Annotated in this window: 22 protein-coding genes; 7 read left to right on the forward strand and 15 right to left on the reverse strand. The window is 49.1% G+C overall.

Going from position 1 to position 24,688, the window contains the following annotated elements; genetic code table 11:
* Positions 1-130: 130 nt before the first annotated feature.
* The 12 genes from sufB to NST20_RS11520 all read right to left on the reverse strand — a co-directional run bounded on the left by sufB (position 131) and on the right by NST20_RS11520 (position 13,470).
* Complete coding sequence (sufB, locus tag NST20_RS11465; RefSeq protein ID WP_342399466.1) at positions 131-1,528, reverse strand: Fe-S cluster assembly protein SufB; 1,398 nt, start codon at positions 1,526-1,528, stop codon at positions 131-133.
* A 6-nt stretch (positions 1,529-1,534) separates the two neighbouring features.
* Positions 1,535-1,978 carry a Fe-S cluster assembly sulfur transfer protein SufU gene (gene sufU / locus NST20_RS11470; protein WP_017553424.1) on the reverse strand — a complete coding sequence of 148 codons (444 nt, stop codon included), beginning with the start codon at positions 1,976-1,978 and terminating at the stop codon, positions 1,535-1,537.
* Positions 1,968-3,197 (reverse strand): cysteine desulfurase, encoded by a 1,230-nt coding sequence (locus NST20_RS11475; RefSeq protein WP_013860139.1) that lies wholly within the window; start codon positions 3,195-3,197, stop codon positions 1,968-1,970. Before NST20_RS11475 ends, sufU begins: the two co-directional genes overlap by 11 nt.
* The gene (gene sufD, locus NST20_RS11480; RefSeq protein WP_342399467.1) at positions 3,197-4,507 is read right to left on the reverse strand and encodes a Fe-S cluster assembly protein SufD; all 1,311 of its coding nucleotides are present in this window, start codon (positions 4,505-4,507) and stop codon (positions 3,197-3,199) included. Before sufD ends, NST20_RS11475 begins: the two co-directional genes overlap by 1 nt.
* A 16-nt stretch (positions 4,508-4,523) precedes the next feature.
* Positions 4,524-5,309, reverse strand: coding sequence for a Fe-S cluster assembly ATPase SufC (gene sufC / locus NST20_RS11485; RefSeq protein WP_017553421.1), 786 nt, complete (start codon positions 5,307-5,309; stop codon positions 4,524-4,526).
* Positions 5,310-5,642: 333 nt separating this feature from the next.
* On the reverse strand, positions 5,643-5,999 hold the full coding sequence (locus NST20_RS11490; protein ID WP_019721395.1) for a hypothetical protein: 357 nt from the start codon (positions 5,997-5,999) through the stop codon (positions 5,643-5,645).
* Between the two features lie 247 nt (positions 6,000-6,246).
* Positions 6,247-6,555, reverse strand: coding sequence for a thioredoxin family protein (locus NST20_RS11495; RefSeq protein WP_342399468.1), 309 nt, complete (start codon positions 6,553-6,555; stop codon positions 6,247-6,249).
* A 57-nt stretch (positions 6,556-6,612) separates the two neighbouring features.
* Complete coding sequence (gene gcvH / locus NST20_RS11500) at positions 6,613-6,996, reverse strand: glycine cleavage system protein GcvH (RefSeq protein ID WP_017554848.1); 384 nt, start codon at positions 6,994-6,996, stop codon at positions 6,613-6,615.
* A gap of 70 nt (positions 6,997-7,066) precedes the next feature.
* Positions 7,067-7,426 carry an arsenate reductase family protein gene (locus NST20_RS11505; protein WP_029142403.1) on the reverse strand — a complete coding sequence of 120 codons (360 nt, stop codon included), beginning with the start codon at positions 7,424-7,426 and terminating at the stop codon, positions 7,067-7,069.
* A gap of 104 nt (positions 7,427-7,530) precedes the next feature.
* Positions 7,531-9,315 (reverse strand): acyl-CoA dehydrogenase family protein, encoded by a 1,785-nt coding sequence (locus tag NST20_RS11510; RefSeq protein ID WP_029142404.1) that lies wholly within the window; start codon positions 9,313-9,315, stop codon positions 7,531-7,533.
* Between the two features lie 347 nt (positions 9,316-9,662).
* Positions 9,663-10,841: an acetyl-CoA C-acetyltransferase gene (locus NST20_RS11515; RefSeq protein WP_019721391.1), complete on the reverse strand. Its 1,179-nt coding sequence runs from the start codon at positions 10,839-10,841 to the stop codon at positions 9,663-9,665.
* Positions 10,842-11,085: 244 nt separating this feature from the next.
* Complete coding sequence (locus NST20_RS11520; protein WP_342399469.1) at positions 11,086-13,470, reverse strand: 3-hydroxyacyl-CoA dehydrogenase NAD-binding domain-containing protein; 2,385 nt, start codon at positions 13,468-13,470, stop codon at positions 11,086-11,088.
* A gap of 199 nt (positions 13,471-13,669) precedes the next feature.
* Here NST20_RS11520 and NST20_RS11525 point away from each other — a divergent pair, with 199 nt between their 5' ends.
* From NST20_RS11525 to NST20_RS11535, 3 genes are all read left to right on the forward strand, one after another.
* Positions 13,670-13,801, forward strand: a complete 132-nt coding sequence (locus NST20_RS11525) for a YuzL family protein (protein ID WP_013860151.1) — start codon at positions 13,670-13,672, stop codon at positions 13,799-13,801.
* Positions 13,802-13,871: 70 nt separating this feature from the next.
* Positions 13,872-14,126 carry a hypothetical protein gene (locus tag NST20_RS11530; RefSeq protein ID WP_017554854.1) on the forward strand — a complete coding sequence of 85 codons (255 nt, stop codon included), beginning with the start codon at positions 13,872-13,874 and terminating at the stop codon, positions 14,124-14,126.
* A 305-nt stretch (positions 14,127-14,431) separates the two neighbouring features.
* Positions 14,432-14,776 (forward strand): spore coat protein, encoded by a 345-nt coding sequence (locus NST20_RS11535; RefSeq protein ID WP_013860152.1) that lies wholly within the window; start codon positions 14,432-14,434, stop codon positions 14,774-14,776.
* A 35-nt stretch (positions 14,777-14,811) separates the two neighbouring features.
* On the opposite strand, the gene NST20_RS11540 is transcribed toward NST20_RS11535, so the two are convergent.
* Positions 14,812-16,032, reverse strand: a complete 1,221-nt coding sequence (locus NST20_RS11540; RefSeq protein ID WP_342399470.1) for an FtsW/RodA/SpoVE family cell cycle protein — start codon at positions 16,030-16,032, stop codon at positions 14,812-14,814.
* A 168-nt stretch (positions 16,033-16,200) separates the two neighbouring features.
* On the opposite strand from NST20_RS11540, the gene NST20_RS11545 reads away from it, so the two are divergent.
* On the forward strand, positions 16,201-16,521 hold the full coding sequence (locus tag NST20_RS11545; protein WP_029141331.1) for a thioredoxin family protein: 321 nt from the start codon (positions 16,201-16,203) through the stop codon (positions 16,519-16,521).
* Positions 16,522-16,561: 40 nt separating this feature from the next.
* Here the strand turns inward: NST20_RS11545 and NST20_RS11550 are convergent, their stop codons facing one another.
* Positions 16,562-18,001: a phospholipase D family protein gene (locus NST20_RS11550; protein ID WP_328196088.1), complete on the reverse strand. Its 1,440-nt coding sequence runs from the start codon at positions 17,999-18,001 to the stop codon at positions 16,562-16,564.
* Positions 18,002-18,125: 124 nt separating this feature from the next.
* On the opposite strand from NST20_RS11550, the gene NST20_RS11555 reads away from it, so the two are divergent.
* Together NST20_RS11555 and NST20_RS11560 are read left to right on the forward strand one after the other, a co-directional pair.
* Entirely contained in the window at positions 18,126-18,281 is a 156-nt protein-coding gene (locus tag NST20_RS11555; RefSeq protein WP_014097513.1) for a lmo0937 family membrane protein, read from the forward strand.
* 245 nt (positions 18,282-18,526) lie between these two features.
* A complete protein-coding gene (locus NST20_RS11560; protein ID WP_342399471.1) occupies positions 18,527-21,658 on the forward strand; it encodes an efflux RND transporter permease subunit in 3,132 nt (1,043 codons plus the stop codon).
* A gap of 175 nt (positions 21,659-21,833) precedes the next feature.
* Here the strand turns inward: NST20_RS11560 and NST20_RS11565 are convergent, their stop codons facing one another.
* Entirely contained in the window at positions 21,834-22,865 is a 1,032-nt protein-coding gene (locus NST20_RS11565) for an EAL domain-containing protein (RefSeq protein WP_118498241.1), read from the reverse strand.
* 204 nt (positions 22,866-23,069) lie between these two features.
* Between NST20_RS11565 and NST20_RS11570 the strand changes: the two genes are divergently transcribed.
* Positions 23,070-24,563, forward strand: a complete 1,494-nt coding sequence (locus tag NST20_RS11570; RefSeq protein ID WP_019721383.1) for a catalase — start codon at positions 23,070-23,072, stop codon at positions 24,561-24,563.
* The last annotated feature ends 125 nt before the right edge of the window (positions 24,564-24,688 follow it).

The raw sequence follows: 24,688 nt of genomic DNA on the forward strand, positions 1-24,688 counted from the left end.
AATCCGCAAGCGGCTGTTTTTTCTGCCATCACGTTTAAAACCGTGCTTTACAGCAGGATATCAGCAGGAGCGATTCGCGGGGTCAATCGCAACCCTACGTTCACCCTTTATAAACGTTGATATATCAAGGTTATCCAATCGAGCCTTCCATCTCGAACTTGATCAAACGGTTCATTTCAACGGCGTATTCCATCGGAAGTTCTTTTGTGAACGGTTCGATGAAGCCCATCACAATCATTTCCGTTGCTTCCTGTTCGGAAATGCCGCGGCTCATCAGGTAAAAGAGCTGTTCTTCCGACACTTTTGAGACTTTTGCTTCGTGCTCCAACGAAATATTGTTGTTTAAAATTTCGTTGTAAGGCACAGTGTCTGATGTGGACAGGTGATCCATAATCAGCGTGTCGCATTCGACATTGGAACGTGCGCCGTCCGCTTTCCGGCCGAAATGCACCATGCCGCGGTATGTGACTTTTCCGCCGTGTTTTGAAATCGATTTGGATACGATCGTAGACGACGTATTCGGCGCCAGGTGGTACATTTTCGCGCCGGCATCCTGGTGCTGGCCTTTTCCGGCGATCGCGATCGACAGCGTCATGCCGCGTGCCCCTTCGCCTTTCAGCAGCACGGAAGGATACTTCATCGTCAGTTTCGAACCGATGTTGCCGTCAATCCATTCCATTGTCGCATTCTCTTCACAAACAGCACGTTTCGTTACAAGATTATAAACGTTGTTCGCCCAGTTTTGGATCGTCGTATAACGGCAATAGGCATTTTTCTTGACGATAATTTCAACGACTGCGCTGTGGAGGGAGTTTGTCGTGTAAACCGGCGCCGTGCAACCTTCGACATAGTGGACAGAGGCACCTTCGTCAACGATGATAAGCGTCCGTTCAAACTGCCCCATATTTTCCGAATTGATCCGGAAGTAAGCTTGCAGCGGGGTATCCACTTTTACACCCGGCGGTACATAAATGAAAGATCCCCCCGACCAGACAGCCGAGTTTAAAGCCGCAAATTTATTGTCCGTCGGCGGAATGACGGTTGCCCAGTATTTGCGGAAAATATCTTCATTTTCTTTTAAAGCGGAGTCCGTATCTTTGAACACAATCCCGAGTTTTTCGAGATCCTGCTTCATGTTATGGTAGACAACTTCCGATTCGTACTGTGCAGAAACGCCGGCCAGGTATTTTTGTTCCGCTTCCGGAATGCCAAGCTTATCAAATGCGTTTTTGATTTCCTGCGGCACTTCATCCCACGAGCGGCCGGCATGTTCCGTCGGTTTGACGTAATACGTTATGTCGTCGAAATTTAACGCGGACAGATCGCCGCCCCATTGCGGCATCGGTTTATTGTAAAAATGTTCAAGAGACTTCAGGCGAAAATCAAGCATCCATTGCGGTTCTTCTTTCATTTTTGAAATTTCTTCCACAATTTCTTTCGTCAATCCGCGTTTTGCACGGAAAATGGAAACGTCTTTATCATGAAAGCCGTATTTGTAATCGCCGATTTCCGGCATTTTTTTAGCCATCAGCCATCATTCCTCCAATCCTTTTTCGCTTCTTACCCCTTTTTCCATTGCTTTCCATGCCAAAGTTGCACATTTGATCCGGGCGGGGAATTTGGATACGCCGTGTAATGCTTCAATATCGCCAAGATCTTCCGACTCTTCATAGTCTTTTCCCTGCACCATCTCCGAGAAAATGTGGGAAAGTTTCAGCGCTTCATCGACTGTCTTTCCCTTGACGGCCTGTGTCATCATGGAGGCCGACGCCATCGAGATGGAACAGCCTTCACCGGTAAATTTCGCATCCCGGATGAGGCCGCCCTCCACTTTCATCGTCAAATGGATCCGGTCGCCGCAAGTCGGGTTATTCATGTCGACTGTCAGGCTTCCATCTTCCAAACTGCCCCTGTTCCGCGGATTTTTATAATGGTCCATAATCACACTGCGGTAAAGCGCATCAAGATTAGAAGACATTTGTGAAATACTCCTTTGCTTTGACGATACCGGCAACAAGTTTGTCAATATCTTCTTTCGTATTATATAAATAAAAGCTTGCGCGTGCGGTCGCTGTCACGTCCAGCCATTTCATCAACGGCTGCGCACAGTGGTGCCCCGCGCGGATCGCAATTCCTTCCGCATCGAGAATGGTCGCGGCATCATGCGGATGCACGTTTTCCAGATTAAATGTTACAAGGCCGGCGCGTTCGTCTGCGCTTTCCGGGCCGTACACCGTAATCCCTTCTAATTCAGAAAGCTGCCCGAGGCAATAAGCACTTAAATCCTGTTCATGCGCGGTGATTTCATCAAGCCCGATTTCTTCGAGAAAATCGATGGCTTCCCCGAGGCCGATTGCACCGGCAATGATCGGGGTGCCGCCTTCAAACTTCCACGGAAGTTCTTTCCAGGTGGAATCGTACAGGCCGACAAAATCAATCATTTCGCCGCCGTACTCGAGCGGTTCCATCTCTTCAAGCAGCGCCTTTTTGCCGTACAGGACGCCGATGCCGGTCGGTCCGCACATTTTGTGGCCGGAAAATGCAAGAAAGTCGCAGTCAAGATCCCTTACGTCCACTTTCATATGCGGCGCACCCTGGGCGGCATCCACGACCATGTAAGCACCACGGCTGTGTGCAATTTTCGCCATCTCTTTTACCGGGTTAATCGTGCCGAGCACGTTGGAGACAAGTGCTGCTGCCACTATCTTCGTCCGCTCCGTGACCGTTTTTTCCACATCTTCAAGCCGCAACGTGCCGTTTTTTTGCATCGGCACATATTTCAAAACGGCGCCTTTTCTTTTGGCGAGCTGCTGCCACGGAATCAGGTTGCTGTGGTGCTCCATGTAGGTAATGACGATCTCATCGCCTTCCTGTACTTGTGCATCACCGAAACTGCGGGCAACAAGGTTCAGCCCGGCTGTCGTCCCTTTTGTAAAAATTATTTCTTCCGTTGATTCGGCGCTGATAAATTTGCGGACTTTTTCGCGCGCGCCTTCGTAATGGTCGGTCGCTTTTGTCCCAAGCGTATGGACGCCGCGATGGACATTCGAATTATATTCCCGGTAATATTGGTTGACGGCCTCAATGACACGGAGCGGCTTTTGTGAAGTCGCAGCACTGTCTAAATAAACAAGCGGGTGGCCGTTTACTTCCTGGTCCAATATGGGAAACTGCCGGCGAACTTCTTTGATATCCATTATCTGACTTTCCTTTCAATGACTTCCGTCAATTGTTTTTTTACACTTTCAATCGGAAGCTGATTGACAACCGGTGCAAGGAAGCCGTGGATGATCAGCCTTTCCGCTTCAATTCTTGAAATCCCGCGGCTCATCAAATAGTAAAGCTGGACCGGATCGACACGGCCGACAGATGCGGCGTGGCCAGCCATGACGTCGTCTTCATCAATGAGCAGCATCGGGTTTGCATCGCCGCGCGCTTTTTCGCTTAGCATGAGGACACGCGATTCCTGCTCGGCGTCCGACTTGCTCGCGCCGTGCTCGATTTTGCCGATCCCGTTAAAAATCATCGTGGACGCGTCTTTGACAACGCCATGTTTTAAAATGAAGCTTTCTGTATTTTTCCCGAAGTGGGTAATGCGCGTTGTAAAGTTTTGCGTCTGTTTGCCGCGGCTGACCACAACGGTTTTGGAATGGGAAACGGATCCGTCGCCCACAAGATTGGTCGTATTGTCTGAAATCGTATTGCCGTCATTCATCATGCCGAGCGACCATTCAATTTGGGCATCGCGCCCGGTGTAACCGCGGCGGTTCACATATGTGGTGACCCCTTTTGCAAGCGCATCAACCGCGCCGTATTCGATCTTTGCATTGGCGCCGGCAATGACTTCCGTTATGATGTTCACAATGCCTTTTGCACCATCGTTTGCCGAAATATAGTTTTCCACATAGGTGACGGCACTATTTTCTTCAGCGACCACCAGCACATGGTTGAAAAGCGGTGCTGTTTCATGGTCGTGTACATAAATGGCCTGAACCGGTTCTTCGAGCACAACGTTTTTTGGCACATATAAGAATGTCCCGCCGTTCATCAGCGCAGCATGGAGCGCCGTCAGACGATGTTCATCAGGCTTAACCGCCTCTGCCATCAAATATTTTTGGACAAGCTCCGGATGTGCTTTGACTGCTGTCAAGATATCGGCCAAAATGACGCCTTGTGCTTTCGCGCTTTCCGACAAGGACAGATAAGCCGGTGTCTGGTTATGCTGGATATACAAGTTTTGCTTCGCGTTTTCGAGATCCACGAGCGCCTTCACTTTTTCCGGCAGTTCGTTCAAACTGCTGTAGGCTGCGCTTTCCACACTGAAATCGGTAAATTGCGTAAAGTTCCATTTATTCAGTTTCGTCTTGTCCACTTCCGGAAGCGGCAGGACCTGGGCCCGGGCTAATGCCTGGAGGCGGAACTCCTTCAGCCATTCCGGTTCACCATTTTGTTCGGAAAAGGTGCGGACATCTTGCTCATTCATTGCTAATTTCGTTTCTGTCATCAAGTCTCTCGCCCCCTGCTTAAGCTTCCTGGCCGACCGTTTCGTCTTCGATGCCAAGTTCCTGTTTAATCCATTCGTAGCCTTCCGCTTCAAGGCGGTTTGCCAGTTCAGGGCCGCCTGATTTGACGATGCGCCCTTGCATCATGATGTGGACGGCATCCGGTGTAATATAGTTTAACAATCGTTGGTAGTGGGTAATGATAATGCAGCCGAAATCTTCGCTGCGCATCGAGTTGATGCCTTTTGCGACAACTTTCAATGCATCGATGTCAAGGCCGGAGTCGATTTCATCGAGAATCGCAATTTTCGGTTCAATCATCATAAGCTGCAAAATCTCGTTCCGTTTTTTCTCGCCGCCGGAAAAGCCTTCATTCAAATAGCGTTGCGCCATGTTCGTATCCATTTCAAGAAATTCCATCTTTTTGTCGAGCTCGCGGATAAATTTCATCAGCGGGATTTCATTGCCTTCGCCGCGGCGCGCATTGATCGCCGAGCGCAAAAATTCCGCATTTGTCACGCCGCTGATTTCGCTTGGATATTGCATCGCGAGAAACAGGCCGGCTTTCGCACGTTCATCGACTTCCATTTCCAGCACATTTTTTCCGTCAAGCGTGATGGTCCCTTGGGTAACGATGTATTTCGGGTGCCCCATAATGGCAGAAGACAGCGTCGATTTCCCTGTTCCGTTCGGGCCCATGATCGCATGAAATTCACCGCTGTTTACTTCCAGATTGACCCCTTTTAAAATTTCTTTTCCCTCTACTTCGACGTGAAGATCTTTTATTACGAGTTTTGATCCTGCCATAAAAAATTCCTCCGTTGTTTGTATATTCAGATCCAATTTATTCTTAATTTATTCTCATTATTATTTTATAACAAATGAAAACTATGCGCAACTAGTAAAAACCTGTGGATAACCATGGCATGCCAGCTTTTTCCGCGGTTTTCCGGTCTTGCTTATTCATTAATAATAGCACAAAATAGAGCCGGTATAAAATTCCTGATACAGATTTCTTGAATTTCCCTGGATTGCGCATGGGGAATCCGGGCAGCCGCCTGAAACGGCATAAAAAAGCCGGGATTTGTTTTGCAATCCCGGTTATGCTGTGATTCTCATTTTCAGTCTGTTATTTGATAATCAGGCGGATCTGGCTTTGCTTTTTGGCACAGGTTGCGGAGTTCCCGCAAGCCAGAATAAAGATTCCAGCAATAAAAAATGGCGATACGTTCCCCTGTACCGGAGTTCGCCCATTTTCAGAAATGTCCCGAGGCGCGCACGGCGGGACAGAAGCTGTTCGAATTGCCGGAGCGCCATTTCCAGTTCAAAATCCGCTTTGCCGGTTTCAAGCTGCACGCAACACTCCTTGGAAAAAGCAACGAGCAAGCATTCTTCCCCTGTGCGGAACGATACGGTAACAGGCACCGCCGGCAGCAGCATCCGCAATTGTTTTTTCCGTGCCAGGCTGTTCAGGAAAAACTGGATGGTCCGTTTCATAGCAACACGCTCCAATCCTCATTTCCTTTACCTATTCTGCACGGGTAGCGCTGATCCTGCCGGAATCGTTCAACAAATCGCGCGCTTTTCCGGCCGGTTTTGGCGGCAATGCTCGAACAGTGTCTGAAAAAAGTTTTTTCTGCGGTTTGAACGGCGTTTTTGCGCAAAAGCCTGCCCGTTTTTTTCCGCCATGCAAGCGGTGTTTCCGTTTATGAATGCCCAAATCGGATGTTCCGCCGTTTTCTCATTAAAAAGAAGACAATTTTTCAAATAATGCCGGGACGGATTGAAAAGCGTACACTTTGTCTATTGCTTTCCCGTTTTCAAGGAGGAGCAGGCACGGTACGCTTTCGATCTTGTATTTTTCCGCCATTTGTGGCACGTAATCCAGATTGGCTTTGGCATAAGGAAAGCGGGGGACGGCCTGTTCTGCAATCTCCAGCATCCTCCCCGCCAGCTGGCATGTGCCACATAATGGCGTGTAAAAGTACAGGGCGAGTTTTTCTTCCTGCAAAATCCGTTCCTCCAGTTGTTTTTCCCTTGTCCAGTCCTGCATGGCAATCCATCCTTTACACAAAAAGGCACCGCAGCTTGGAGTGCAGTGCCAGTTATTTTATGCTTCGTTGATCATTTCCTCGTACTGTTCCGCCGTCAGCAAATCATCCAGTTCAGCAGAGTCGGCCGGTTCAACGACAATCATCCACGCTTTTTCATACGGGGATTCGTTGACGAATTCCGGGTTATCGCTCAAGTCGGCATTAACCGCAACGACTTTGCCGCTGACCGGCGCGTACAGTTCCGACACCGTTTTCACGGATTCGACACTGCCAAACGGTTCTTTCGCCGAAACTTCATCGCCTTCTTCTGGCAGTTCAACAAATACGATATCGCCGAGTTCGGCCTGGGCAAAATCAGTGATGCCGATCCGGACATGGCCGTCTTCTTCTTTCACCCACTCATGATCATCCGTATACCGCAGTTCTTCAGGTACCGCCATCTCAATCCCTCCGTTATGTATCCGTAATAGCCTTCAGTTTTAAATTACCGAAAACAAGCACTTAAATCAATCACTTTTTCAATAATTTTTCATAGGCATCTTCTTTAAAGCCGAACATGGCAAAGGCATCGCCCGCAAGAACCGGCCGTTTGATCAGCATGCCGTCGGAAGCCAGCAGTTCAAGCGCTTCTTCATCGCTCATTTCCGGGATCTTATCTTTCAAACCGAGTTCGCGGTACTTCTGCCCGCTTGTGTTGAACAGCCTTTTGATCGGCAGCCCGCTTTTTTCATAAAAGTCCTTAAGAAGCGCTTTTGAAGGCGGATTTTCGACAATGTGCACCGCTTCATAGGCAATGCCATGTTCGTCCAGCCATTTTTTCGCTTTCCGGCAAGTCCCACATTTCGGATACCAATAGAAAGTAAGGGCCATTTTGTCCACTCCTGTCATCATCTTGTCTTATCTGTATGTTAGCCGATTTTCCCCGGCGATGCAAAAGAAAAGGGACTCCGGCGGGCCGGAAATCCCTTTTTGCATTACAGCACATAGCGTTCTGCTTCGATAATTCTATCCGCGGCTTCGCGTTTTTTCGCAATGACGTTGGTTGGCGTATGGCGTGCCAGCTTGCGGAGGGCGGAAAGCGTCATTTGCAGCTGGTCGCCTTCAAGGCAGGCTGCGAGCGATTCTTTTGCAATTTGTTCGCATTGATTGAACGCTTCCTGAGTGAAAATTTGGGTATAGAGCAGCTTTTGGTTATGTTTTTCGGCACCGTCTTTGTTGATTGCTTTTTCCGTCCGGAGCACGCATGACTCTGCGGCATATACATTCGAAACGAGATCTGCCACGTTGGCAAGCAGTTCCTGTTCGTTTTCGAATTTTTTGCCGTACGTTTGCAGGGCGGTACCGGCAACAAGCAGGGTAACCTTCTTCATGTTGCGGACGAGATATTTTTCCTGCTCGAGCGGCGCGTCGCCGACTTGTTCCGGCATCATCATCATGAGCTCTTCCTGCAGGCTTTGCGCTTTTTGCAACAGCGGCAGTTCCCCGCTGAACGCTTTTTTCACGTATGTGCCCGGCACGATCAGGCGATTGATTTCGTTTGTCCCTTCAAAAATCCGGTTAATCCGGGAATCGCGATAGGCACGTGAGACTTCGTATTCATCCATAAAGCCGTAACCGCCGTGGATTTGCACCGCTTCATCGACGACATAGTCCAGCACTTCGGAAGCAAAGAACTTGTTCAGCGAGCATTCAATCGCATACTCGGCGATCGCATTGGCCACTGCCCGCCCGTCTTTTTCTTCTTCCGGCGTAAAATGGCTCATTCTTTCATCAAACAATCCGACTGTCCGGTAGACGGAACTTTCGGCTGCGTACAGTTTGGATGCCATCGTGCCGAATTTTTCTTTTGTCAGGTTAAACTGCGAGATCGGCGTTTTGAACTGCTGGCGGCCGTTCGCGTATTTGACGGCGATTTCGAGCACGTGCTTGCTGGAGCCGACCGCGCCGACGCCCAGTTTATAACGGCCGATGTTCAAAATGTTAAATGCAATTTTATGCCCTTTGCCGATTTCCCCAAGCACGTTTTCAACCGGCACCGGCACGTCTTCCAGGATAAGCGTCCTTGTGGAAGAAGATTTAATCCCCATTTTCTTTTCTTCCGCGCCCGTTGAAACGCCCGGGAATGTGCGTTCCACGATAAAGGCCGTGAACTTGTCGCCGTCAATCTGCGCATACACGGTGAAAACATCAGCAAAGCCGGCGTTCGTGATCCATTGTTTTTCCCCGTTTAAAATATAATGCGTGCCGGCTTCGTTTAATCTTGCAACGGTTTTGGCGCTCCGTGCGTCCGACCCCGAGCTTGGTTCCGTTAAGGCATAAGCCGCAAGCCATTCGCCGGTTGCGAGTTTCGGCAAATATTTTTTCTTTTGTTCTTCGTTGCCGAACAAAACGATCGGAAGCGAGCCGATGCCGACGTGCGCGCCGTGGGAGATGGCAAAGCCGCCGACTTTTGCGAGCCTTTCGGAAATCAGGGCGGAGCTTACTTTATCAAGGGCGAGGCCACCGTATTCTTCCGGCACATCGGCGCTCAAAAGCCCGAGTTCGCCTGCTTTTTTCAGCAATTTAACAGAGCGGTCAAATTCATGGTTTTCCAGATATTCAATTTGCGGGACCACTTCATTGTTCGTATAGTCTTCCGCCGTTTTGGCGATCATTTTTTGTTCTTCTGTCAGCTCTTCCAGCGTAAATACTTGATCCGGTGTAATGTCATCAATTAAAAAACTGCCGCCTTTTACAAATGCATCCGTTTTGTTCGCCATTTACAATTCCTCTCCTTTTTATCTGTAATGAGCGGCCGCAGATGTGCTCCGCGGCTCTTATCTCCATTAAAAACAATTCAACAGGCCAGGTCCGGCTCCGGCGTTTTGCCTTTAAACGCCCATTCTGCAGTGAACGCGGCACCAGCGGAAAAATGAAAATCATCCAGCGTATATTTTTAGGATAGAGACAGCTGATCCGCTTTTTACCCTGGTCCGGTCTCTTGCCGCTTGGAACCTGCTGCTCTGCTTTTAGCCCTGGTATCCATCCATTTCAAAACCTTGCCATGGTCCGGTACCTGCACGTTTCCATTTGAAACCGGCTGGCCGCCTGCTTTGGTCCATTGCCATCAAGACACGAGTTCAAATACACCAGCTGCACCCATACCGCCGCCGATACACATCGTGACGACGCCGAACTGCACGTTTCTGCGCTTCATTTCATGGGCAAGCGTTAACGTCAGCTTGGCGCCAGTGCAGCCGAGCGGGTGGCCGAGGGCAATTGCGCCGCCGTTGACATTGACGATGTCTTCATTCAGGCCGAGCTGGCGGATCACCTGGATGGACTGGGAAGCAAAGGCTTCATTCAGTTCGAACAATCCGATATCCTCAAGTTCCAACCCTGCCAGTTTCAAAGCTTTCGGCACAGCTTCCACCGGGCCGATCCCCATGATTTCAGGCGGCACCCCGGCAACCGCGAACGAGCGGAATTTCAACAGTGCTTTGAGCCCAAGCGATTCAGCTTTTTCTTTATCCATCAGCATCACCGCAGCCGCGCCGTCGCTTGTTTGCGACGAGTTCCCGGCCGTAACGGTTCCGGTTACCGAGAATGCCGGGCGCAGTTTTCCGAGCGTTTCCACATTTGTATCCGGCCGGACCCCTTCATCCTGCGAAAAGACGACTTTCTTTTCAACAAGTTTGTTGTCTTCGCCGACCGAACGCAATGTGACCTCAACCGGCACAATTTCGTCTTTGAATTTGCCTTCTGCAATCGCTTTTGCCGCTTTTTGGTGGCTGCGCACGCTGAAGGCATCCTGGTCTTCGCGGCTGACGCCGAATTTTTTGGCGACTTCTTCGGCCGTATGCCCCATGCCCATATAGTATTCCGGCGCAGTTTCTGCGAGGCGCACATTCGGGCGGACGACATGGCCCATCATCGGGACAAGGCTCATCGATTCCGCACCGCCGGCAATGATCGTGTCAGCGTGGCCGAGCATGATCCTTTCGGCGCCGTAGGCAATCGCCTGCAGCCCGGACGAGCAGTACCGGTTGATCGTAATGGCCGGCACCGTATCCGGCAATCCTGCCAGGGCCCCGATATTGCGCGCCATATTGAGCCCCTGCTCCGCTTCCGGCATGGCGCAGCCGATAATCAAATCATCAATATTTCCTTCATAGTTGCCGGCTCGTTTCAACGTTTCTTTTACGACAAGTGCACCTAGATCATCCGGCCGTGTTTGTGCGAGCGTCCCTTTTTTCGCTTTGCCGACCGGCGTTCTCGCCCCTGCAACAATGACAGCTTCCCTCATCACATTCCCCTCTTTCCGTGTTTTTGTAAAAGGCCCTTCCATCACCGCCCGGGGTGATGGATCGGGGTTTTCCCATATACAGCTGCATTCCCCGGACAATCTGGAAATGGTCTCCTAAATTTGGCTGATAGCGTTTTCCCATATACAGCTGCTTTCCCCGGGAAAACCCCTTTATGTTGTATATGAAAAATTCGGGCGGAATCTTTTCCTGTCAAGGGACCGGCATTCGCCAATCCGCGGGGCTCTAATTCCGTAACGGTTTTCCTTTTAACAGCATGTGCTGCATCCGCTGCTGTGTTTTTGGCTGTGCAATCAGACTCAGGAACGCTTCCCTTTCCAAATCGAGCAGGTATTGTTCATCCACTTTTGTCCCGAACGGCACTTTCCCGCCTGAAAGCACAAAGGCGATCTTTTTCGCGATTTCAAGGTCATAGTCGGAAATATAGCCCGACAGATGCAATTGCTGGGCCCCAAGCAACAACGCTGCATAACCGGATTCGCCTGTGACCGGCACTTTTTCGCGGACAGGCGGTTTGTACCCTGCGTCAGCAAGGCGCAGCACAGCCTGTTTTGCATCATAAATCAGATGGTCTTGGTTAAAGCTGACCCCGTCCGTCCGGTCAAGGAAGCCGGACTCGCGCGCTTCTTCAGCAGAAGTGGACACTTTCGCCATCGCAATCGTTTCAAAGACTTTGTTCACGACATTTTGCAAGTCGAACTGTACGCCTTCCGGAATGTTTTTCAAATGCTTGATGTACAGCTCTTTGTTGCCGCCTCCGCCCGGAAGCAGGCCGACGCCCGTTTCGACAAGGCCCATATACGTTTCGCTTGCCGCCTGGATATGCGCCGTATGCAGGCACACCTCCGCGCCGCCGCCCAAAGTCATCGCAAACGGTGCTGCAACAACCGGTTTTTGGCTGTATTTGATCTTCATCATCGTGTTCTGGAACTGGCGGACGACCATGTCAAGTTCAAAGATATTGTCATCCTGCGCTTCCATCAGCATCAAAGCAAGGTTTGCGCCGACACAGAAGTTTTTGCCCTGGTTGCCGATCACAATCCCTTTGTAATGATTCTCTGCTTCGTCCACGGCATAATTGATCATTTGCAAAATGTCGAGCCCGATTGCGTTGCTTTTTGAATGGAATTCAAGCAGCAGCACCCCGTCGCCGATGTCGATTAAGCTTGCGCCGGCATTTTCTTTCAGCACTTTGCCCTGCGTTTTCAAAGTTTTGAGATTGATTTCTTTCGGATTGGCTGGAACCGGCTTGTATGCTCCGTTGTCATAGTACGAGACGGCGCCGTTTTCTTCTTTGTAAAAAGACGTAAAGCCTTTTTCCAGCATGCCTTTCACCCAGCCGGGCACTTGAAGGCCGTCCTGCTCCATTTTTTGCACGGATTTTTCAACGCCGATTGCATCCCATGTTTCAAACGGGCCGAATTTCCAGCCGAAGCCCCATTTCATCGCCTGGTCGATGGCGAGAATATCGTCGGCAATCACGCCGGCCAGTTCTGCCGAATACACAAGGCAAGGCGCGAGAATATTCCAGAGCAGCTGTCCGGCACGGTCATCCGCATACACAATCGTTTTGATTTTATTGGCGGTTCCTTTTGCCTGCCGGGCCGCTTCCAAAGAAGCCGCTTTCATTTTCGTGCGTTCGCCGTATTCCAGTGTTTCCGGATTTAATTCATAGATTTCTTTTCCTTTTTTTTCATAAAAGCCTTTGCCGGTTTTGCTGCCAAGCCAGCCGTTTTCAACGAGTTTGTGCATGAATGCCGGCACTTTAAAAACTTCTTTTTCTTCGCCTTCCGTTTTTTCATACACGTTATTCGCAACATGGACGAACGTATCGATCCCGACCACATCGAGCGTCCGAAATGTTGCGCTTTTTGGTCGGCCGATCACCGGGCCTGTCACGGAATCGACTTCGCCGACCGTGTAGCCGCCTTTCATCATCTCCCGCACGGTGACAAGCAGGCCGTATGTACCGATGCGGTTGCCAATAAAGTTTGGCGTATCTTTTGCAAGCACGACGCCTTTTCCGAGCACGTCCTCGCCGAACTGCTTCATAAATGAAGTGACGTCCGGGTCGGTGTCAGCGGTCGGGATCACTTCGAGCAGTTTCAAATAGCGCGGCGGGTTAAAAAAGTGGGTCCCGAGAAAATGCTTTCTGAAATCTTCGCTCCGCCCTTCTGCCATCGCTTCGATCGAAATGCCGGATGTGTTTGAACTTACAATGGTCCCCGGCCGGCGGAAGCGTTCCACTTTTTCAAATACTGATTTTTTAATATCCAAACGTTCTGTGACCACTTCAATTATCCAGTCTGCTTCTTTCAGCCGTTCAAGGTCGTCTTCCAGGTTGCCCGCTTCGATGAGCGCGAGGCTTTTTTTCGATGTGAGCGGGGCCGGTTTTTGTTTTAACAGCTTCTTGAGCGCAGACTGGCTGAAGCGGTTTCGGACGGCTTTGTCCTCCAATGTGTACCCCTTTGCTTTCTCCGCTTCCGTGAGTGCGTTCGGGACGATGTCAAGCAAAAATACCGGAATCCCGATGTTTGCCAGATGTGCGGCGATGCCCGATCCCATCACGCCGGAACCAATGACAGCCGCTTTTTGAATGGTATACCGCATAGTGCATCCCCTTTCTTTTGAATGAATGCTCATTCATTAAGCGCTTAAAAAAATAACGCTTTCATCTTTAATAATAATATATACGAATTTTTTCATTCTATCAATCACTTCATCTCAAAAAATCGCCATTTTTTTAAAATTTTTTATATGCCCATACCATTTTGGGCAAGCTAAACGAAAATCGCGGGGAGGTGAACCAATGGCGAAGCTGAAGAAAAACCCGTCAAAAGCGGGTGTGAGCGCGGCAAGCGTAAAAGGCAATGCCGGCCCGACAGTGGAGCGTGACGGCGGCGGAAAAGTAAACAGCCAAAACAACCAGTACAAAAAATAAGCAGGCGGCTGCATAGGATCCGCAGCTCCTTCAAACAATAAAGGGAGACTTGGATAAAGGAGGAAATGGAATGCAACAACAGCCTTTTTCACAGCAGCAAAGCGGGCAAACGGTTTACAACGCTCCGCCCGATCGTATGTCAACAAAAGATTTGGCCTATGTAGATGATATGCTGGCCTGGAATCTGCTGGCGATGAAAAAAGCGCATGATGCGGCAACACGCTGCCAGGACAATGAATTGAAAGCCGTTTTTGAAGCGTGCGGGCAAATGCACCAGCGCCACTACAACCAGATTTTGGGGCATTTGAAAAGCCACTTGCAATAACAAAAAAGAATGCCGGCCCGCCACAAAAAGCGAAACCCGCTTTTCCAGTTCATGAAAAGCAGGCGTTCGCAGCCCGCCCCGGAATGCGCGCACAGCCCGATCCCTAGAAAAAAGCCTGCATGAAGGGAGGCTGTCCGTCCGGGGCAACCGCACTTCCCGGCCTGAAGCAAGCACTGACTGCCCCGGCAGCCGGGCTTAACGGAAAACGGGAGCTGCCCAGCCCAAGCCCTGCCCGGGTTTGGCGGCAGAGATACCTGAATGCGGAGCGCGCGTCATACGACCATTTTAAAAAGGAGGTACAACATATGGATTCCCAACAGCAGCAGCAAAAAATTCAAAACCCGAAAACACAATTTCCTGAAACACCGGAAATGAACGACCGCGATCTTGCCAATGACCTGCTTTCGATGGAAAAATACATGACTGCTTCTTATCATACCGCCATGAACGAAGCGAGCCACGAAAAACTGTATCGCGATCTCCTGGCCATTTTTACGGAAACACAGAATGAACAGCGCAAATTGTATGAGACGATGTTCCAAAAAGGCTGGTACAGTATGGAAGCAGCAGAACAGCAAAAACTGCAGCAGTCTTACCAGCAGCACCAGGGCTATGCTTCGCAGTTCCCGTACGGCGGGAAGGTGCAATAGCCGCAAAAAACAGGCGGCACGGGGCCGCCTGTTTTTTATTTTTCGTTGGAAAACATATATTTTCTGTAATGGTAACGGATTGAAAAAATAAATCCGACCGCAAGCATATTCCCTATCAGCGAACTCCCCCCGTAGCTGATAAACGGCAGCGGGATCCCGGTAATCGGCAGCACCTGTATCGTCATGCCGATATTTTCAAACACGTGGAACGTAATCATCGCAATGACACCGGCGCAAATGTAGGAATAAAAATCATTTTTCGTCTCAAGCCCTGCTTTTATGATATGGTAAATAAGCATAAAAAACAAGCCGATGACAATGCTACCGCCGATAAAGCCGAACTGCTCGCCGATCACGCTGAAAATAAAGTCCGTCTGGTTTTCCGGAAGGCTCACTTCGGTTGTACCAAGCCCTTTTCCAAACGTCTGGCCGGAACCAATGGCCAAAAGAGACTGAATCAAGTGGTAGCCGTCCGTATTGGAATAGCTATAAGGATCAATCCAGGCATAGATCCGGCCAAACTGGTACGAACGGACACCAAGATATTTTTCGAGAAGTGCCGGCTGCCAGAGGACGAGATAAAAAATCAGTCCCGCCAGTGCCGCGCCGCTGCCGAAAATTGGAAGCATCAGTTTCCATGTGATGCCCGACACAAATACAAGCCCGAAAAAAATGGCAATAAACACAAGTGACGTCCCTAAATCCTGTTGAATGGTCAACATGAGCGGCACAAACAAGCAGATGCCAAGTTTCACAAACAGCCAGAAGTCCGATTTCACTGACCGGTTCAGCACTTTTTCATTATGATCCGAAATAAGGCGTGCCATTGCTAAAATTAAAAATGGCTTCATGATTTCAGAAGGCTGGAATGTCCCAATCACCGGGAGCACAAACCAGTTTTTCGCGCCATTACGCTCCGGGGCAATGCTGGCTGGCGCCAGAATCAGCAAGATCAACAGCAAAATCCCGAACCCGTAACCGTACCACGATATTTTTTTCAGCTGGTCGGAGTCAAGGCGGATCACCAATGCTATTATGATTGCTCCGACCACATAGTTGATGACTTGTTTTATCAGATAACTGCTGTTAGCCGTATAAATGGCAACAAGGCTGACAATGCAGAACAACATCAGCGTTAAAACCAGCCCGTAATCAATTTTAGAACCTTCATCCCGCGAAGACAATTCCATCACCTGACTTCTCAATGCCGGAACCGCCGGCCGTAAAATAAAATAAATGATACGGATCCAAAACAACCGGCCCCCATCATTTTTTCATACAAGCTTTATTATACATCATACATGACGAAGCACAATCCTTTTCGTTTTGGAAATATTTCTTTGGCAGGTTGAAAAATGTTGAAATCCGCCTGCCGCTCTTTATACAATAAGAAAGAAATGATAAAGGATGGAGATGGTCTGGAAGTGGAAGCGATTAAAAGTGCGGAAGAATTTAACACGGTAACGGGAGGAGAAGCGCCGGTTATCGTGAAATTTTATGCAGACTGGTGTCCGGATTGCAAAGTGATGGATATGTTTATTGGTGATGTGATCAAAGACTATCCGCAATATAAATGGTATGAAATCAACAGTGACGAGTTCCGTGCGATTGCGGATGAAAACCAGGTGATGGGGATTCCGAGCCTGCTCGTTTTCCAAAACGGCGAGAAAAAAGCGCATCTACACAGTGCAAATGCAAAGTCGCCGGAAGAGGTACGCGAATTTTTAAATGATGTTGTATTGTAAAAAAAAGGGCCCGAAGCCGGGGAAGGCTTTCCGGGCTTTTTTAATACGTTGTCAGTTTCAGCACTTCCTGAAGGCGGTAAAGGCCTTTTAACAAATAAGTGGAGAAGCCTTCGTGTTTTTTGTAGGAGACAGTGAAGGTGCCATCTTCATTGTTCCACAGCCGCCCGAAGTACCGGCGGATATCTTTTGTGATGGCCGCATCATTCGGTGCCTTCACAAATAAATCGGTCTCCAAATTATAATCGCCCAGGTTGCGCAGCGTTAAATTGGTCGACCCGCCGAAAAAGAGCGAGCGGCCGGGCTTTTCAATCCAGACCAGCTTCGGATGGAATTGCTCGAGCCCGGTGTTGTACCAGCGGATTTTGATCTTTCCATCCGTTTTCTTTACGAGTTCCTGTGCAACAGGCTGGTTGGGCAGCCCGATTTTTTTATGCCCGAACGCATTTAAATTCGGGTCGAGGATAAGCCGGATGCGGACGCCGCGGGAAGATGCCTCCTCAAGCGCACGGACCACTTTCCGGTCAGCCAGATAAAACATTGCCATTGAAATCGAATCACCATTTTTTGCCGCTTTGATTTCTTTCATGATCCGGCCGTAAACTTTCCCCTCTGTTAACAGCTGGACGGCAATCCTGCCTTTTCCCCTCTCTTTCCCTTTATATTGCGGCAGTTCCGGGCCGCCCGACATATTGGAAGCCGCCTGCTCCGATTCCAGAACATCACGGATGACCGGCCCCTTAACAAGAAAAGCGATATTGGAATGCCAGCCGCTTGCGTCATGCGGGTTGCCGGATGCAATGACCGTGCCGTTTTCGGTCGTAAACGTTTTGCGGTGGTTCGCCTTAATATTGAAAAGTTCAAGGTACGAACGGAGCGTCATTTTCGGTGCATTGTCCCCGAAAGCGTTCGGCAGCCAGCCGGTCCCGCCCTGGCCAAACGACTGGAAAAACATATGCCAAATACCGGAATAAAGCGGCGTCGGGTCACGTAACGGGTCCAAATGCGTAAAGACCACACGAATGCCATGTTCCTTGAGCCGTTTTAAAATGCCGGCTTCATGGGACCCGTAGGAGGTATTGATCGGGTCGGTGATCACGATGATGCGGACACCGGGTTCTTTTTCTTTTTTGGCAATCAGCCGGTCTGCAAGCCTTTCAGCCAGCGGCGGCACTTTCATCTTTTGATCATGGTAGCCATTAAAAAGGAATAAATCCGCGACGATAAATTGATGGGCCTGGTCAATCATCCGGTAAATTTCAGGATAGACGGCCTGCTCCACCTTTCTTTTTCCCGTCCCCTTTTCCCGGTATGTTAAATCCGAAAGAAAACGGATGTCTTGATCATGGACGGTATATGTTTTGCCTTCATAGGAAATCCCTTTTGGCAGCGGCTTATATGTATGGTACAACATCACAGCCGCATAAATGGCAAGCAGGACAAGGAACCCGCATAACAGCCATTTCTTTCCGCTTTTTTTCATTACAATCCCCCCGTTTCCCAGTATCTTTCCCCACCCGCATGCCCGGCAAACATGCAAGCAAAAGTTTGAAAAGCAACGGAACGGGTAACATAAAAGTACTTTAATTTAGAAAGGAAAAGGCTATATGATCTGGACAATCATCGGGATTTTGCTCGTACTTTGGATTTTGGGCATCGTTTTTCACATTGCCGGTGCCTTTGTGCATCTTCTGCTTGTCATCGCCGCAATTGTGCTGCTGTTTAAAATTTTTTCAGGCATGCGTGGAAATAACAGCCGGTAAAAGGCTAATGACATAGGAAGAAGGTTGAGGCGCAAAGGCTTCAACCTTCTTTTTTTAGGCAGTCCTTCATTTCCAATATTTTTTCTTAAGCGATGCATCAAGTACTGCCATTCTCTCCTGTATTGATAAAACATACCGGAAAATACTGGCGCATTTCCGGGTTTAAAGGTATAACTATTATGGAGATAGGTCGCCCATTTTTCTCCGGCCCTGTAACGAACAGACAAAGGAGTGTTGTAAACACTGTGAAGAAGACCATCCAGTTTTGCCTGAACAACAAATTTGCCATTTGGCTGATGACCCTCATTGTGGCTGGTGCGGGCATTTATGCCGGCATGAATATGAAAATGGAAACCATTCCGAATATCGACGCGCCATACATGCTGGTGACAGCCTCTGATCCGGGTGCCACACCGGAAGAAGTCGAAAATAAAATAACGCAACCGATCGAACAACGGCTGAAAAACCTCACCGGCGTCAATACGGTCTCCACTTCCTCGACGGAAAGCAATTCCCAGATCCAGCTTGAGTATAAATATGGCACGGATATGGATCAAGCGAAAAAAGACATCCAGGACGCGCTGGAAAAAGTGGACCTGCCGGATAATATTGACAAGCCGTCCGTAACAAGGATCAGCATCAATGATTTTCCGATCCTGTCTTTAAGTGTCTCGGACAAAAGCCGGTCTTTCCAGCACTTAACGAAAATTGTCGAAGAAGATCTTGTTCCAAAACTGCAGAGCATTGACGGCGTATCCGATGTTCAGGCTTCCGGCCAGTATGTGCAGGAAGTCCAGCTGGCCTTTAAACAGGACAAATTGAATGCATTGGGGCTCGATGAGGATACAGTCAAAAAGGCCATCCAGGGCTCAAACGTTTCGGTACCGCTCGGCCTCATCAACTTCGGGAAAGAAAACAAATCAGTAGAAATCGATGGAAACGTGAAATCGCTGAAGCATTTTGAGAATCTGAAAATCCCGTACACCCCGAAAACGGGTGCAGCTTCCGCTTCGTCCGCAGCCGCACAGGCTTCAGGGACACAGGCCTCGGGTGCACAGGCTTCAGGAACGCAAGCCAACACCGGTATGCCGGCCGTTGCGTTAAAAGAAATCGCCGATATCAAAGTTGTCGGCAAGCATGAATCGATTTCAAAAACGAACGGGAAAGATTCAATCGGCATCCAGATTACAAAAGCTCCGGATGCAAACACGGTGAATGTTGCCGATGCAGTAAATAAAAAAGCCGCACAGTTTAAAGCGGACTATAAAGGCACGCAAATTTCCACCATTTTAGACCAGGCAACACCTATCAAAGACTCCGTCAAAACGATGTTTGAAAAAGCAATCATCGGGGCCGTGTTTGCGATTGTGGTCATCCTGCTGTCTTTGCGGAATGTGCGTTCAACCATTATCGCAGTCATTTCGATTCCGCTGTCAGTGCTGGTTGCTTTTATTATTTTGCACCAGCTTGGCATCACATTAAACGTGATGACACTTGGGGCCATGACGGTGGCAATCGGGCGCGTTATTGATGACTCGATTGTCGTCATTGAAAATATTTACAGGCGCTTGACGCTGCGGGAAGAAAAACTGCGCGGAAAAGCGCTGATCCGTGAAGCGACGGTTGAAGTTTTTAAACCGGTCATGTCTTCCACGATCGTAACGGTCATCGTCTTTCTCCCGCTTGCACTTGTGAAAGGAATGGTCGGGGAGCTGTTCATGCCGTTTGCCCTGACGCTGATTTTTGCCCTGCTGGCATCGCTTCTTGTGGCCATCACGGTGGTGCCGATGTTTGCCCATTCGTTATTTAAGAACGGGCTGAAGAAAAACACGCGGACCACGAACGAAGGCCACGGCAAGCTCGCTTTGTTTTATAAAAGGATTCTGAACTGGTCGCTCAACCATAAGCTGGCCACGTTCGGCACCGCATGCCTGCTTCTGATCGGCAGTCTGTTTTTAATCCCGCTTATCGGCGTCAGCTTTATTGAAAACGAAGGCCAGAAAGTCGTGTATGCCACCTATGCGCCGGAACCGGGGGAAACCCTTTCCGACGTGAAGAAGATTACAGGAAAAGCGGAGGATTACTTAATCCACCGTAAAAATGTAAAAAATGTGCAGTATTCCATTGGGGAGTCGGCTTTCAGCACAAACAGCAACTCCGCCATCTTTGTTGTCGAATATGACCAGGGCACCAAAAATTTCGACCGCGAACCGGAAAAGGTCATCAAAGCTCTGCAACAAAGAACGGACCAGGGGACATGGAAATCACAGGACTTCGCGTCCATGTCGAATGATGAATTAACGATGTATGTCTATGGTAATGATCTGGATGAAATCAAACCGGTCATCCATAAAATTGAAAAAGTCATGAAAAACAATGACAACTTGAAAAATGTTGAAACCAGCCTTTCCGAAACGTATCAGCAATACACGCTTGTCGCCAACCAGGACAAACTAGCCGCCCTCGGGTTAACAGCCGGCCAGCTCGGAACCGGCCTTGCGCAAACCGGCAACCGGACCGTGCTGACAACCATTGAAAAAGGCGGAGAGGAATTAAACGTATATGAACAGAACAAAACCGGGCATTACGGCAATATTGGCGACCTGATCAATCAAAAAGTCACATCGCCGCTCGGCACAAAAGTAGCGCTAAAAGATGTCGTGGACGTGAAAAAAGGCGAAACACCGGATGCGGTTACGAAACGGGACGGCAAAATCTATGCCAATGTAACCGGCAAGATCAAGACAGCTGACGTTGCGAAAGTGACACAACAAGTCCAAAACAAAGTGGATAAACTCGATATTCCAAAATACATCCATGTCGAAACCGGCGGCGTAACGGAAGACATCAATGACTCGTTTACAAAGCTCGGTTACGCGATGCTGGCTGCTGTCGCGATCGTTTATCTTGTGCTCGTGATTACATTCGGCGGGGCTCTCGCGCCGTTTACCATCCTTTTCTCGCTGCCGTTTGCCGTGATCGGTGCACTCATAGCCCTGTTCCTGGCGCATGAAACGATCAGCGTCACCGCCATGATCGGCGCCCTGATGCTGATCGGCATCGTGGTGACGAATGCCATCGTGCTGATCGACCGGGTGGTGCATAAAGAAAAGGCGGGGCTGTCCACCCGCGAAGCATTGCTTGAAGCAGGCGCAACAAGGCTGCGGCCGATTTTAATGACCGCCTTCGCAACAATCTTTGCCCTGATCCCGCTTGCTCTGGGCTACGGCGGCGGCGGACTCATTTCGAAAGGGGTCGGCATCACAGTAATTGGCGGCTTGACCAGCTCCACTTTACTGACTTTGATCATCGTCCCGGTTGTCTACGAATTTTTAATGAAGTTCAGGAAAAAAGAAAAACATCCGGAAGAAGCATGAAAAAAGAGGTTGCCCCCGGGCAACCTCTTTTTTCTGCATGAACGGAAACGGTGCCGGTTCCCTAAAGGCATTAAAAAAAGCTGACCTATCCTCTAGGTCCAGCCCCGTAAACGCATGAAGATTCACTTTTTTAGCAAACGCTGCAAGAAATGGCTGCTGCACAACCCGGCAAGTCCTAATTTTTCCCAAGCATTGTTACAGCAGGTTCAGGGGCAGGTTTTCCAATATAGTACCCTTGCGCCAAATGCATGCCGATCGATTTGCAATAGAGCAGTTCCTCTTCGCGTTCAATTCCTTCCGCCAGCACATAAATGCCGGTTTCTCCCGCAATTTTCATGACTTCCTGCAAAAAGCGCTGTTTGACCTTATTCTCGTCGCAATGGGAAATAAAAAAACGGTCGATTTTCACATAGTTCGGATTTAAGATTTTCAAAGTTTCAAGCGTTGCGTACCCCGAACCGAGATCATCAAGCGCCACGCTGACGCCAAGATCACGGTAAATCCCGAGTATCTTTTTTAAAAAGTGGATATCGTTGATCTTCTCGGTTTCCACGACTTCAAAGACAAGGTCCTCGGGGGAAATATCGTACTGTTCAATCAAAGTGAACGTATGCCGCAAGCAAAACTTGTAATTATAAATCGAAGCGGGCAAAAAATTGATAAAGCTCTTCACGCCGCGGGGCAGTTTCTCAGCACGGGCTTTCAGTGCCGCTTCCCTGGCGCGCAAATCCAATAACGAATGCAGCCCGGTTTTATGGGCGGCATCAAATAACAGGCCTGGGGGAATGTTCCGGTTCGGCAAACGGGTGCGCAGCAAAGATTCATAGCCGTATATTTGGTTGTCCTGAATGCGGATGATCGGCTGAAAATAACTTGTCAGGCTGTCGGAAATAATCACTTTCACGAGCATCTCATAGCGGATGCGCTCTTTCAATTGAGAAAGCGGCAGGGAGAGCGTCGAAAATCCGGATCCGGACGGATGGACACTGGTGAAAAGATCAACCGTTTCGGGCATATCTTTTATGATATCAAATAAAGTATCCTTTGCTTCAAACGGAATCATTAAATACTCCGAAAGAACTTCGTATACACAGGATTTCTGCGTCATATATTCAATGACAGCCTGCGTTTTTTGTATGTATAATAAACCGCTTTCCGGAATATGAAAAGATGCATCGTTCTCCAGGTTTGGCTTCTCATTCAGCATGTGATTCATCCTCATCCAGTCGTTTAACTTATTTATACCAAAAAATGCCCGGCAAAGCTACTATGAATAGCACATTTCCCTCACACTTCTATTAGTCCTCCTTTGATATGATAATCTTTACTTTAAATTTATTATAAATAAATATTGATTTTTATAATGAACCAGTTATAATATAGATATCAAATAGCAAAAGGTGGGAACATGATGAGTGATCAAAAAGACAACAAAAAAATGACAACTGCATTCGGTGCCCCGGTTCCGAATGACACAGATTCAAAAACCGCCGGCAAAAGAGGCCCGTTATTGATGGAAGATGTCTGGTTTATTGAAAAGCTGGCCCATTTCGACCGGGAAGTGATCCCGGAGCGGCGGATGCATGCAAAAGGTTCCGGCGCGTACGGGACGTTCACAGTGACAAACGATATAACGCAATATACGAAGGCAAAACTCTTCTCAGAAGTCGGCAAAAAAACCGATATGTTCATCCGCTTCTCAACCGTTGCCGGTGAACGCGGCGCGGCGGATGCCGAACGCGATATCCGCGGGACAGCGATGAAATTTTACACAGAAGAAGGCAATTGGGACCTTGTCGGGAACAACACGCCTGTATTTTTCCTCAGAGACCCGAAACGTTTCCCGGATTTGAACCATGTCGTCAAACGCAACCCGCGCACCAATATGCACAGCGCGCAGGCAAACTGGGATTTTTGGACGCTGCTGCCTGAAGCGCTCCACCAGGTGACGATTACGATGAGCGACCGCGGCATCCCGGCAAGCTACCGGAATATGCATATGTTCGGAAGCCATACGTACAGCATGTTCAACGCCAACAACGAACGTGTCTGGGTCAAATTCCATTTTAAAACACAGCAGGGCATCAAAAACCTCACGGACGAAGAAGCGCAGGAAATTATCGGCCGCGACCGTGACAGCCATCAGCGCGATTTGTACGAAGCGATTGAAAACGGCGACTATCCGCGCTGGACGATGTACATACAGGTGATGACGGAAGAAGAGGCAAGAAACCTGCCGTATAATCCGTTTGACTTGACAAAAGTGTGGTACCATAAAGACTTTCCGCTCATTGAAGTGGGTGTCGTCGAACTGAACCGCAACCCGGAAAACTATTTTGCGGAAGTCGAACAGGCCGCATTCGCCCCGACCAATATTGTACCAGGCATTGGGTTCTCGCCGGATAAAATGCTGCAGGGCCGCCTTTTCTCTTACGGCGATGCACAACGTTACCGGTTAGGCGTCAACCACTGGCAAATCCCTGTCAACTATCCGAAAAAAGCAGAACACTTCCATCCGTACCACCGCGATGGCGCAATGCGGGTTTTCAATCCGGCTGAAGGCGGCTCCGTCTCCTACAGCCCGAATAGTTATGGCGAATGGGAAGACAGCAAGGAACACGCAGAACCGGCACTCGATATTTTAGGTACAGCCGACTATCACAATTTCCGTGAAGATGATGACAAATATTACGAACAGCCCGGCAAATTGTTCAGGCTGATGACGGCGGAAGAACAGCACAGGCTGTTTGCAAACACGGCACGTAGCATGCAGGGAACGACAAAAGAAGTCCAGCTCCGCCATATTGCGAACTGTTATTATGCAGATCCGGCATACGGCGAGGGCGTCGCGCGCGCACTCGGTATTCCGATGAGCGAAGTCGAGGCGGCTGTTTCGAGAAAATAGCCGGCAGATAAAGGTTTGCGGTGACGCTAAAATGCACATGATATAAAATGATCTTAAGTTTTTGCAAAGCCCGGGCACCAATTTGCCTGATGATGACTTTTTGCAGCAGGCAAAAGCGTGGCAAT

The sequence above is a fragment of the Weizmannia sp. FSL W8-0676 genome (assembly GCF_038593015.1).
GTDB lineage: Bacteria > Bacillota > Bacilli > Bacillales > Bacillaceae_C > Weizmannia > Weizmannia coagulans.